Origin of the sequence: Paenibacillus sp. BK033 (assembly GCF_004345425.1) — a bacterium.
Taxonomy (GTDB): domain Bacteria; phylum Bacillota; class Bacilli; order Paenibacillales; family Paenibacillaceae; genus Pristimantibacillus.
In genome coordinates, this window is record NZ_SLVP01000007.1 from 117,718 (window position 1) to 129,661 (window position 11,944).

Annotated in this window: 7 protein-coding genes; 2 read left to right on the forward strand and 5 right to left on the reverse strand. The window is 54.5% G+C overall.

Translation table 11 applies throughout. The features are described 5' to 3' along the window. Positions 1-41: 41 nt before the first annotated feature. Entirely contained in the window at positions 42-563 is a 522-nt protein-coding gene (gene msrA, locus EV294_RS21580) for a peptide-methionine (S)-S-oxide reductase MsrA (RefSeq protein WP_132310579.1), read from the forward strand. 73 nt (positions 564-636) lie between these two features. On the opposite strand, the gene EV294_RS21585 is transcribed toward msrA, so the two are convergent. Together EV294_RS21585 and EV294_RS21590 are read right to left on the reverse strand one after the other, a co-directional pair. Further along, the gene (locus EV294_RS21585; protein WP_132310581.1) at positions 637-1,629 is read right to left on the reverse strand and encodes an NADPH:quinone oxidoreductase family protein; all 993 of its coding nucleotides are present in this window, start codon (positions 1,627-1,629) and stop codon (positions 637-639) included. A 77-nt stretch (positions 1,630-1,706) separates the two neighbouring features. Beyond that, positions 1,707-2,378, reverse strand: coding sequence for an O-methyltransferase (locus EV294_RS21590; protein WP_132310583.1), 672 nt, complete (start codon positions 2,376-2,378; stop codon positions 1,707-1,709). A 130-nt stretch (positions 2,379-2,508) separates the two neighbouring features. On the opposite strand from EV294_RS21590, the gene EV294_RS21595 reads away from it, so the two are divergent. Continuing rightward, positions 2,509-3,405 carry a LysR family transcriptional regulator gene (locus EV294_RS21595; protein WP_132310585.1) on the forward strand — a complete coding sequence of 299 codons (897 nt, stop codon included), beginning with the start codon at positions 2,509-2,511 and terminating at the stop codon, positions 3,403-3,405. Positions 3,406-3,518: 113 nt separating this feature from the next. On the opposite strand, the gene EV294_RS21600 is transcribed toward EV294_RS21595, so the two are convergent. The 3 genes from EV294_RS21600 to EV294_RS21610 all read right to left on the reverse strand — a co-directional run bounded on the left by EV294_RS21600 (position 3,519) and on the right by EV294_RS21610 (position 11,867). Continuing rightward, entirely contained in the window at positions 3,519-9,995 is a 6,477-nt protein-coding gene (locus tag EV294_RS21600; RefSeq protein WP_132310587.1) for an alpha-amylase family glycosyl hydrolase, read from the reverse strand. Between the two features lie 462 nt (positions 9,996-10,457). Then, positions 10,458-11,012, reverse strand: coding sequence for a GNAT family N-acetyltransferase (locus EV294_RS21605; protein WP_132310589.1), 555 nt, complete (start codon positions 11,010-11,012; stop codon positions 10,458-10,460). Positions 11,013-11,027: 15 nt separating this feature from the next. Then, positions 11,028-11,867 carry an AraC family transcriptional regulator gene (locus tag EV294_RS21610; RefSeq protein ID WP_132310591.1) on the reverse strand — a complete coding sequence of 280 codons (840 nt, stop codon included), beginning with the start codon at positions 11,865-11,867 and terminating at the stop codon, positions 11,028-11,030. Positions 11,868-11,944: the final 77 nt, after the last annotated feature.

Sequence of the window (11,944 nt, forward strand, 5' to 3'; positions counted from 1 at the left end):
AAGAAGGCCAGTCTACGCAAGAAAAGAAAGGGTTATGCAAAATGTCGCTTACGCATGCAGCTTTTGCCGGAGGATGCTTCTGGTGTATGGTTACGCCGTTTGAGGAGCTTCCCGGCATTCACGGAATCGTATCCGGTTATATGGGAGGCCATTTGGCCAATCCGACTTATGAAGAGGTTAAAAAAGGGACAACCGGACATCTCGAGGTGGTCCAGATTACATTCGATCCGGCGGTATTCCCTTATGAACGCCTGCTTGAGCTGTTCTGGCCGCAGATCGATCCAACCGATGACGAAGGACAATTCCAGGACCGCGGGAGCCAATACCGTACCGCCATCTTTTATTATAACGAGGAGCAGAAGGAGCTCGCGCTGGCTTCCAAGCAGGCGCTGGCGTTATCCGGACGCTTCGACAAGCCGATTGTGACGGAGATCCGGGAGGCGGAGACGTTCTATCCGGCAGAGGATTATCATCAGGATTACCATAAGAAGAATCCGAAGCATTACAAGGAAGACCGCGCCCAGTCCGGCCGCGACGAGTTTATCGAGCGGAACTGGAAATAATCGTTGTCTTTCGCAAAAAAAACCGCTTGGCCTGCCGTTATGGTTAATACGGCTAGCCAGGCGGGTTTTGTTATCATCCAAGCTTTACGATTGTCCGGCCGCGCACTTGACCTTGCAGAATAAGGGCAAGCTCCTCCGGCAGCTGCTCCAGCTGGATTTCGTTTACGATCGTGTTGCTTAGCATCGTTGGCTTCAGATCCGTGGCGAGGCGCTCCCATACCCGGCTGCGCAGCTCCATCGGACATTCCACCGAATCGATGCCAAGCCAGTTCACCCCTCTAAGGATAAACGGATAAACGGAGGTCTCGACCTCCACGCCCCCAGTTAATCCGCTTGTGGCAACGGATCCGCCGTATTGGAGCGTGCTCAGCAGGTAGGAGAGTGTTTTCCCTCCAACCGGATCAACCGCAGCCGCCCAGAGCGGACGCCGGATCGGTTTGCGTTCCGTTTCCGTCAGCTCATCCCGGTGAATGACACGCGCGGCGCCAAGCGCCTTCAAATAGTTTTCTTCGCTTAACCTGCCGGTGCTCGCCGTTACCTCGTAACCGCGTTTGGCAAGGATGTTGACGGCAACGCTGCCTACCCCGCCGCTTGCGCCGGCAACGACGACCGGGCCTTTATCCGGCGTTAGACCGTTATCCTCGAGCCGTTGTACGGATAACCCCGCCGTAAAGCCCGCCGTTCCCAGGATCATCGCTTCCCTGAGAGTTAGTCCGGGCGGCAGCGGCACAACCCAGCTAGCGGGAACCCGTGCCAGCTCGCTGTATCCGCCGTGATGCGTAACGCCAAGACCATAGCTCGTTACGATGACCTCATCCCCCGGTTTATAGCGCGGATCCGTCGATTCGGTTACGAAGCCCGAGAGGTCAATGCCCGGAATATGCGGATAGCTTTGGATCATTCGGCCCCATATCCCAACCATCCCGTCTTTATAGTTCACGCTGGAGTAAGCGACCCGAACGGTTACTTCGCCTTCAGGCAGGTCGGCGGTTGTCAGATTTTTAATCGCTAGCTTTGGGGCTTCCTCCCCCATGTGATCCGCTACTAAAGCTCGGAAGTGATCCACTCTGCATCCGCTCCTTCGATTTCGTTTCTTCTATTGTAGCCGAAAGAGAGAGGCACATCCAAGTTGGGCCAGGTTAATTAGCTCTTAACGATTCCCATCGCAAAGCCGTCATAGCCCTTGACTCCAACCGTCTGGACAGCCGTTGCTGTTATACGCGGTTCTTCGGCCAGCAGATCGATGAATTTACGCACGCCTTGCACCCGCGGATCCGTGCTGTGTCTGTTCGTTACCTCACCCTTCCGAACGATATTGTCGGCAAGGATAACCGTGCCGGGACGGGAGAAGCGCAGCGCCCATTGAAGATAATGGGGATTATTGGGCTTGTCGGCATCGATAAAGATGAGATCAAAAGCCGCCGTCCCTTCCTCCTCCAGCTTTTCCAATTGCTCCAGCGCTTCTCCGACTCTTATCTCTACTTTTTGGCTAAGTCCGGCTAATGCGATATTATGACCGGCGACCGACGCATGATGGGGATCCAGCTCCAATGTGATTAGCTTCCCGTGCTCCGGCAGCGCTCTTGCCATCCAGATCGTACTGTAGCCGCCAAGCGTTCCAATCTCCAATATCCGCTCCGCGCCAATCATCCTCGCATAAAGGTTGAGCAGCTTCCCTTGATTCGGCGCCACATCGATGGCAGGCAGATCGGCTTGTTTGTTGTTCGCCAGCACCCGATCCAGGATAGAATCCTGCTGGATGAGGCGCTCCGTCAGGTAGGCATCAACTTTTTCCCAAGTGTGCAATGTACTCATTGTCAATCACTTCTCCTCGCTTTAAGATGACTTTCTGCTTCCATAGTAAGCGAGTTATAATGATAAGAATAATATATGTTTTTCTTCGACTTATAAATTTTATATATAATTAATTGGGAGGGGCCACGTTTTGAATTTGCATGCCTTGCGTTTGTTTCATGCGATTGCCGCAGCGGGGAGCGTAACCCGCGCATCGGAGCTGCTGAACATCAGCCAGCCAGCGATTACGGCCCAGATCAAGAAGTTCGAGAAAGAGCTGATGCTTACGCTCTTCAAGCCTCAAGGCAGAGGAATCGCGTTAACCGATGCCGGCGAGGAGCTTGCCGTGCTCGCAAAAAGACTATTTGCCGTGGAGCATCAGATCGAGCAATTTGCCATGAGCTACCGCAGCGGCACTATCGGCAGCATCCGGCTTGCGGCTACCTATTTGCCTGCCCATTTCCTTATCCCCGCCTGGATCGCCAAGTTCAAGCAGCAATTCGAGCAGGTCGAGATGAATATCACGACAACCAACTCCAGCGGGGCCTTACGGCAGCTCCTGAACGTCGAAGCGGATATCGCCATATTTGGCGGAATGGCCGAGCATTATCCGGACACGATTCAGACGGAAGAGCTATTCCAGGATGAATTATGGTTTGTTGTCGCGCCCGGCCACCCGTATGCCAATCAGCAGGTCACGCTGCCTGAGATGATGAAGGAGCCGTTTGTCATGCGCGAGGAAGGCAGCTCCACAAGGGAACGTCTGCTGTCCCTATGCCGCACCTACAATTCGGCCGTTCCGACCATCTCCCTGCAATTTAACGGACTGCACGAAGCGATTACTGCCGTAATCGCAGGCTACGGTGCCAACTTTGTCTCCTCCCTCGTCGTCCGCGACTACGTCGAACGCGGCGAGCTCGCCCGCGTCTATGTCGAGGGAATCCACCTCAAGAACACCATCGCCATCTGTACCCGCAGAAACGAGCCGCTCCCCGCCTCGGCGACGAACTTGGTACAGATGATCCGGAAAAATCCGTATGTGAGATAGCACCTTGCATACGGATCTGCCGCAACTCGGTTTTTTCCTCTTATTCGCCTGCAAGACGCAAAAAAGCTGCCCCGCAAGAGGACAGCTTTTTCGCCTGTTCGCTTTTCCGTCTTCTACAAGCCTAGCAGCTTGTAGATCACCTTCGCGCTTTCGGCGCGGGTAGTGTAGCCTTGCGGGTCGAATTGGCCTTGGCCCTTGCCATTGATGAAGCCAAGCTTAACGGCTGCCTCAACGGACGTCTTCGCCCAGTCATGGATAGCGGCGGAATCGGTGAAGGCATTGCCTTCCGCGCCGCCTTCCAGTTTCTTGCCGCTCTTTACTTCGTACGCGCGCAAGAGCATAACGGCCATCTCTTCGCGCGTAACGACGGCGTTTGGCGCAAAGGTTGTAGCGGTACGCCCTTTGATAATGCCCGCTTCTGCCGCCGCTGCAACGCTGTCGGCATACCAGCTGCCGGCTGCTGCATCCGCGAATCCGGCTGGCTTGGCAGCCTTCAGGCTCATTGCCCGAACAAGCAGCGCGGCAAATTCGGCACGGGTCACGCTGCGTTCCGGGTCAAACCGGTCAGCCGTTACGCCTGTTACAACATGCTTGGATGCCAGCACCCTGATCATCCCCCAAGCCCAATGCGTCAAAGGTACATCCCCGAATGATTTCGAGTATTCCAATGCCGCGTATGTGGAGAAGTGCTGAATCTCTGCCGTCATTGTACCGTCTTCATTTAACGTTCCGCCGACATATTCCAGCTTGCCGTTATCCGCTACGTAATAAATACCGGTCAGCTTCTTATTAGCTTCGCTATCCAGCTTAAACGCCAGCTTAAGCGGCTCGTCAAACTTGCTTAACACGGCCGATTCCTTGCCATTGCCGTCCACTAGCGCTAGGCGGAACTCAACTACGGCGGAAGCCGGGTTTAACTCCGTACCATCTGCCGCAGCAGCCTTGTTCAGCAAATCCTGCTCCGCCGCAGCATCAAGCGGCTTAAGCAGCAGGACAATATGCGAAGCAGCGCTCAACGCAGAGCCACCCGCTTTCTTCGCCAGCTCTTGCAGCATCGCGCTTGGAATAAGCAGCGTCAAATCTCCCTGCTTCAGCTCCAGCGGCTTGCCGCCCAACAGCTCAGCAGCCCCCGCCGGCAGGAGCACTTCCGTTTTCCCGTCAACCGCAACGGTCACTTTGCTGTCGCCGGCTTGCTTCACCGCATCCTTCAGCTGCTGCTCGGTTACCGTCACCGAAGAGCTGCCCGGCGTCACTCCGCCGCCGCTGCTTCCGCTGCCGTTTCCATTGCCGTTGCCGTTACCGCTATCGCCGCCGTCTCTTGTAATGACAAGCTCGATCGTTTTGGTCGCTTGCGAAGCGCGGCCCTTATCCGTGTACCATTCCTGTGCCAGCGTATCCGCGCTTGGCTCAATGTGAAGCACAAAGCGGTTCTCACCCGGTTGAAGCGGAAGATTTGGTGCATACACGCTGCCGTAAGCATCCATCGCTCCGTCCGCCAACGGCTGATCGTTAATCGTAAAGTCCACGCCATACGGCACATTGGCACGCAGCGTAAACGACTCTTCATCCGTATCATACGAAATATTCTCGCCGTAAGAGATACGCGGCATTGTCAAGATCATAGGCATATCAACCCAACGCAGGACGTAATCGTCGACGACCATCGTATTGCCGCCCTGGTTCTTGATCGTCAGCCTCATATTCGTATCCGTCGAGGAGTAAGCATAGTTGCCGGCATCCACGGTATCGCTTGCCAGGCGGGCATGCGAGGTGAAGGCCTCCGTCGCCCAGGTGCCGCGGGTATATTTGTACTGAATCGACTTGCCCGCCATCATTTTGAAGCTGTATTCGACTACATCGCGAGTTGTGGCGCCGCTTGGCACGGTCAGCTTGTTGCCCGCCGAATTCCAGCCGTTCAGATCGCCCGCCAAGTAAATATCGTCCTGAACCGGCGTATAGCTAGGCAAATGAACGCGGAGCTTTACATCGACCATAACAAGCTTTGGCGTTACCGATTGCTCGCCCGAGAACGCCCGGTTATACGCGCTGTCTACCGCAGCCACTTTGTACGTATAAGCCTTGTCGTTGCTGACCGTAAAGTCCGCGTAGGACACGGCTGTTTTGGCAGCCGAAGCAATCTTCACAAATCCGGAATCCGCGGTCTTGCGGAAAATCTCGTAATGATCAACCGTTGTTTCTTCGGCATCCTCCGTCCAGTTCAGCAGAACGCGGTTGGACTCCACCGCAATCTCCGCAAGCACGGGAGCCTTCGGAGCTTCCGTATCCGAGCCGTCCGCCTGAACCGGCACCGCTTCCTCAGCCGATTCGGCATACGACTCGCCGTTATCCGTGGATACCCTTGCAAAATAAAGGTACGTGCCGGCTTCCGTCGGTTCGAATGCGGCCCAGTATACTTTCCTGCCGTCTTCCGTATCGGACTTATAGCGAAGCTTCGTATCTTCGGCCGTCGCTTTGCCCGCGTCGTCTTTATAGAATGCAAGACGTCCAATGACGTTTGGCGCTTCTTTGCCGGCAAGAGCCGCGTTGTCCGTCAGACCAGGGATAGCAATCGTTACTTCAATGTCGGAAGTCTTATGGCCAACGCCAAGCGTTACTTCCTGCGATTGCTTTGTCACTTCAACGCTGCTGACCGGGAACGACGGCGTTGCCGAGCCATACTCGCTGAGCGGGCTTTCCCCGGCTTCCGTCACGGCTGTCACCGTGTAGTAATATTTCTTGCCGTTCACGACATGGGTATCGGTCCAGCTTGCATCCGACGGCTCTCCGGCCAGCTGCAGCTGCCCGCCTTCAATCGCCGCGCGGTATACGTTATAACCGGAAGCACCGGCTACCGCATCCCATGTTAAATCCACTTGCCCATTGCCGCCAGCCGCATGCACATTCGTTACTTGCGGAACTTGAACGAGCTCGGAGGTCGACGTCATCATAAGACCAGTCATCGCTTTTACGGTCAAAGATACTTTACCGCCCGTAACCGTTGCTACCGCTTCGCTGCCAAGCTGATCCTCAAGCGTCAGGCCTTCCGGCAGGAAGCCTGCCACATCCGCCTGAATACTCACATCCGAGGAGCCCCGGTTCACGACAACAAGGCCGCCTTGGCTGCCCGTTTTCCGTGCATAGGCAATGACATCGCCCGTATTGTAAGCCGTCTTCAGCTCTCCGGTGCGGAACACTTCATTGTTGTCGCGCACGGTGCCTGCCTTCTTATACGTATTGAACAAAGACGCATATTTCCCAACCCCGGTATACTCTCCACCGGATTCCGATACGCGCTCCCAAGGGAAGGCGCGGCGGGAGTCGGGATCCTTTGTACCGGCAAGACCTACCTCATCCCCGTAATAAATCGTTGGCGCGCCCGGATAACCCATTTGGAAAATCGCCGTCAGCGCCTGCATTTGAAGCGCTTTGTCCGAAGCCTCCGGCGCAATCGCCAAATGCTCCTCTTCCCACTCCGGCTTATCGTATTTCGTAATCGACCGGATCGTATCGTGCGAGTCGACAAGGTTGAGCATCACTTCCCAAGCCTCGGCCGGGTAATCCTCCCGGATTGACTCCAGCGCATCGTTGAACTGCTGGGCGTTGCCGCTCAGAATAAAGCTTTGCAGCGCGCCGCGGAAGCGGTAGTTCATCACCGAATCGAACTGGTCCCCAAGCAGGAACCGCGTTGCTACGCCCCACTCCTCGCCAAGAATGACCGGTTCCGGAATCGTCTCGCCGTTACTGTCCTTGCGGCCTTCCGTCGACTTCACCGCTTCGCGGAACTTTTGCCAAGTGCCAGCGGATACGTCCGGCGCTACGTCGAGCCGCCACCCGTTAGCCCCCAGCCAGCCCCAGCGCTGCGAGTTCGCCTTCTGCATCATGGCGGAAGCTTCTTCATCCGTTTTGCCCGACAGATTATGGCCGATTACGAGATCGCGGTAGCCCTTTACGTTCCATTCATGATTGCCCGGAAGGCCTTCCGTATCGCCGGCGGCAGGCGTCGGCGCATCAATGACAGGCAAGGAATCGTAGCCCCACCAGCCTTCGTATTTGTAATGGCCGTCTACTTTTTCATTGGATACCGTAAACCAGGTTGTAAAATCAAAATCCTCCGGATACGCGTAATGCTTGCCCGTAGCCGGGTTGATCTGAGCGGTAAAGGAGTCAATGACCTGCTGTTTCGCTGCATCAAGCGCCAAGCCCTCGTCATTCACCATGTCGTATACCTTCGCCCAGAACTCGTAAGCACCGATTTCCGGATACTTCTCATAGCGGTCAAAATAAATCGAGTCGTCGCCGACATGGTTAAACACGCCGTCAACAATCAGCTTGATTCCCATCTCATGGGCCTTTTTCGCAAACTCGGTAAAAATGCGGTCGGAAGCTGCCCTTGTCGCTTCGTAATTGAGCCCGGAGGTTGGATCGCCAGGCGTATTGTATACCGGCTCGCCAAACATCGGATCTAAATGCTCGTAGTCCGTCGCATCGTACTTATGATTCGAGCCGGCCCAGGCCACCGGGTTGAAGTAGATGACGTTTACGCCGATCGACTTCAGGTAGTCAAGCTTCTGCGAAGCCCCTTGGATATCGCCGCCGTAAAACTCGTTAGTCCATACGCCATCGGATTTCGCATCCGGGAAATAAGGCTTCTGCTCCGGCGATATCCGGTCCGGATTTTCCGGCGGGGTCGACCATGTTCCTTCCACCTGATCCGGCGTTGGATCATTGGCCACTCCGCCGTCAAAATATTGCAGCTGATAACCGCCCTTCGAAGTCACGCCGGCCGTTGCGTTATCCCCTTCTGCGGGACCGCGGTAGCCGTCTTCCGTCTTCGCCCGGTTGTTCTCCTTGTTGCCGTCATAGAAGCGGTCAGGGAAGATCTGATACACAACGGCATTTTTCATCCAATCCGGCGTCGTGAAATCCTTATCGTAAACGGTCAGATCGTAAGGCAGCACGCCTTCGTCCGCCGTAGTGCCGGTACCGCCGCGCGAACCGTCGTCACCGTATTCCACCTTCGCCGTTCCGTCGATCAGGATAAATTTGTAGCCCCATACCCCGATGCCCTTGAAAGTCGAGCCCGGGATCGTAACCTCCCAGTAATCCTTGTCGTCAAATGTAGTCGCCTTATGCATATCAAATGCCGAAGCAAGCCCTTCGGGATTGCTCAGCTCCACGCGGACCACCTGCGCATCGCCCGCTTCCGTCGCCATGCGGAGCGTCACGTCCTCGACGCCTTCTTTTATCGCGCCAAACGGCTTCTTGTAAGTAACCGACCGGGAATCGAAGAGCAGCTTGTCGCGCTTGATCATCCCGTCAAACTGGCTGTCCGCCGGCTTGTAATTCGTCACGATCGTCCGCTCCGCAAGCACGGTGCTGAACGTAACATCGGCTGGATCCAGTGTCGTCAAAATAAAATTGTCATTGCCCGTACCGTAATTATTGGCCGACCAATTGTCGCCCTGCACAACCTTCATCTCGTAACGGCCTGCCGGCAGCGCGCGCTGCAGCTTATAGACCGATCCGTCGAAGTTGTAATCGACAAACAGCTGCTTCGCCTGATCAGGCGCCCAAGCGTCTTCCCCGAATTGCGTCTGAATATCGCCGACAAGCCGCGGCCATTCTGCCGCGCCAAGAACCGGCGTATATTGCGGAATGCCGCTTGCTCCCGGCACGCTGATCCGGACCTGACCAAGCTCGTCATTGACGTAAAAATTCACCTTCGACTGAGCCGCCAGGTCAAAAGCGAAGTTATTGCCGTTATCCGAATAGCCGTCCCAAGTTCCCTGACGGACCAGCTTGAACTCGTAATGGCCCGGGTCCAGCACGGTTGAGTAGGCATAAAATTCGCCAACGAGATGGCTCATGAGCGTATCGGCCGAAGCGTTATTCCACCCTTGGAAGGAGCCGACGACCACCCATTTGCTGCTGCCGCCCGGTTGGTTGACGAATACGTCCGCAGTCGGAGCATCCGGCGTTGGTTCGCCAACGAGGATTTTGCTGTTTCCGTTCGACGTTTCCGGATTCGTAGGATCCTGGAACCAAATGCTTGGAAGGCCCTCGGCCTCCGAAATAAATTTATACGTATAAGTCCCGTCCGCCAGCGATTCAGCCGCAAACGTATAATTGCCTTCACTCAGCACCATCTCATGCTGATCGGCAAAAGCATTCGTATCAAAGCTTCCCGCCACCTTGAAATGCGGCGTATAGCTTAGATGAATCTTGCTGTTCTCGTCCGAAGAAACGTTCAGATTCGGATTATCCAGCCAGTTGCCGTTCACTAAGAACTTGTAGCCATAAGCCTTGCTAGGCGCATCCCCCGTTACTTCAGCCGTGTAAGTACCGTCCCCGTCCTCATCGGTCAGCGTTACGGCCGGATCGCCCCAGCTGTTGAAATCGCCTTTGGCCGTTATGCTGACCGACGATTTCGGCAAAACGAAATGAATCGCGCCAGCCTCCGAATACGTTTCGCTGGCAGCGCTTGCTTGAACCTGCTTGGGCACCAGCCCCACCACCTGAATAACCATCATGACCGCCAGCAGCAGCGACCATATTCTTATCTGTTTTCCGCTCCTTACATGCTTTATCATATGCACGAAATCCTCCCCGGTTTAATGATTGAGCAAACGATTGCACAACAAGACGCAAAAAGCTCCTTTCCTTCCAAGTCTACACGGCTGCACGATCCTTGGAGATCGCAGCGGACGTTTCGCGAACGAAATATAAGCATACAGGATAGAAAAAACCCTATACTTGCTTATATTCAGATAAAAAAAGCTATCCCTTGGGTTAGAAGAGATAGCGGGGTTGTTCCGGTTTTGTTCTTAAACCGGAAAGCATTGCCCTTAAATTAGGCATTTATAAGCTTGTAAGAATTATCTTCATCCTATTATGAAAACGCTTTACAGTCAATGGGGGTTAGAAGAAATTTACTTTTCGACAGGAGCATTAAAAATTTGAGCAACCGTTTGCGCATTTTGGACTATTGAAAGGAAATGCATATGGGCCTTATTGGCGATATGGATGGTATGTGGTATGGGCGGCATGACGCCTTAAGCATCTGCCGCGTCGGCGTCGTATACGATCAGCCAGCAATCCCGGTATTCTCCCTCATGCCACTCATGCTTCTCCAGCAGCTTCGTTTTCTTGAAACCGCTCTTCTCATACACTCTTAACGCTCTTGCATTCCAGGCCTGCGGATCCATGGCGATCCTCCGCGCTCCCCGCTCCTTGATCAAATAACGCACCGTTTCTCTGATCAGCTCCGTGCCAATCCCCTTGTTCCAATAACGGTACTCGCCGATAAATTGGTCCATGCCGTAAACTGCGCCCTCGTCCTCCGGGAATCCGTAAATGTCCCTTTCCTCTTCCTGAATCTCGTAGAATTGAAGATAGCCGATGTCGTTGCCGTTATATTGAATAATGCAAGGAATAATCTCTTCCCGTTCCTCGTAAAAATGCTTCCGGACCTGCTCGGCGTCAAGCGGCCTGTCCCTGCCCTCGTAATATTCCAGCACCACCGGATCGCTGAGCCAGCGGACCAGCAGCCCCGCGTCTTCAAGCTCCAATGTACGGAGACCAATCTCTTTGCTTTGAAAAAGAATCATCCCTTCACCTCATCCTTATTTGATCAGATGCTGTCTATACGTGAGCGGCGCGACGCCCATGATCTGGCGGAAAATTTTGCTGAAATACGAAGGATTCGCGATCCCTACCCGATAACCGACTTCCGATAAAGGCAGCGTTGTCTTGCGAAGCAGCGAGCAGGCATGCCGGATTCGGGTGGCTTGGGTATAAGCGACAATGGTTGTGCCGGTCGATTCCTTGAACAGATGGGCAACATGATATGGCGACAAATGAAGCTCGCCCGCCAGCTCCTCCAGCCGGAACGGCTCCGTGTAATGCTCCTCAATCCATCCGATGATTTCTTCTACATGATGGTTATGCTTCTTGAGAAAAGCGGATTCGCCTTCCGGGCTTTGCTTCAGCTGATGCACAAGGCTGAGCAGAAAGACGCCCATGTTTTCCTCGAAATCCGCCTCTCTCTTGCCGCCCATCGTTACGCTGAACTGCCTGAGCAAAGCCGCAAACGGCTCGTTCTCCGGCATTGCATTCACCGGATGGACATTCGCCTGCTGCAGCATCAGCCGTTGGAAGAAGCTTTTTAAACTTGGAAAATCGTTCAGATAACCGTGCAGCACCGCCGGCTCGAACAGCAGCACGCTGCGGATAAATGGCTCCTTCTCCGTCACCTGAATCTGAATGCGGTGCATCTGGAACGGCGGAAACACAAGCAGCACATTAGGCTCAATCGAATAGGATACCCCGTCAATAATGAGCAGCCCGCGGCCCTCATGGACATACGTAAGCTCCATCTGGGAGTGAGCATGGAACACCTCGCGGAAGTAGTCTCTCGACGTTCTGCGGTACTCGTATTCGAACCATCTTTTTGCCTGAACCATCCGTTCTCCCGCCCTTTCAAGATAACCGCAAGATATAAACATTTTACCGCAAAATCAAACGACAAAGCATCTCATTT

Bases quoted from the DNA above. Each gene is read 5' to 3' on its own strand.
- msrA (WP_132310579.1), top strand. From the start codon at position 42: ATGTCGCTTACGCATGCAGCTTTTGCCGGAGGATGCTTCTGGTGTATG.
- EV294_RS21590 (WP_132310583.1), bottom strand. From the start codon at position 2,378: ATGAGTACATTGCACACTTGGGAAAAAGTTGATGCCTACCTGACGGAG.
- EV294_RS21600 (WP_132310587.1), bottom strand. From the start codon at position 9,995: ATGATAAAGCATGTAAGGAGCGGAAAACAGATAAGAATATGGTCGCTG.
- EV294_RS21605 (WP_132310589.1), bottom strand. From the start codon at position 11,012: ATGATTCTTTTTCAAAGCAAAGAGATTGGTCTCCGTACATTGGAGCTT.
- EV294_RS21610 (WP_132310591.1), bottom strand. From the start codon at position 11,867: ATGGTTCAGGCAAAAAGATGGTTCGAATACGAGTACCGCAGAACGTCG.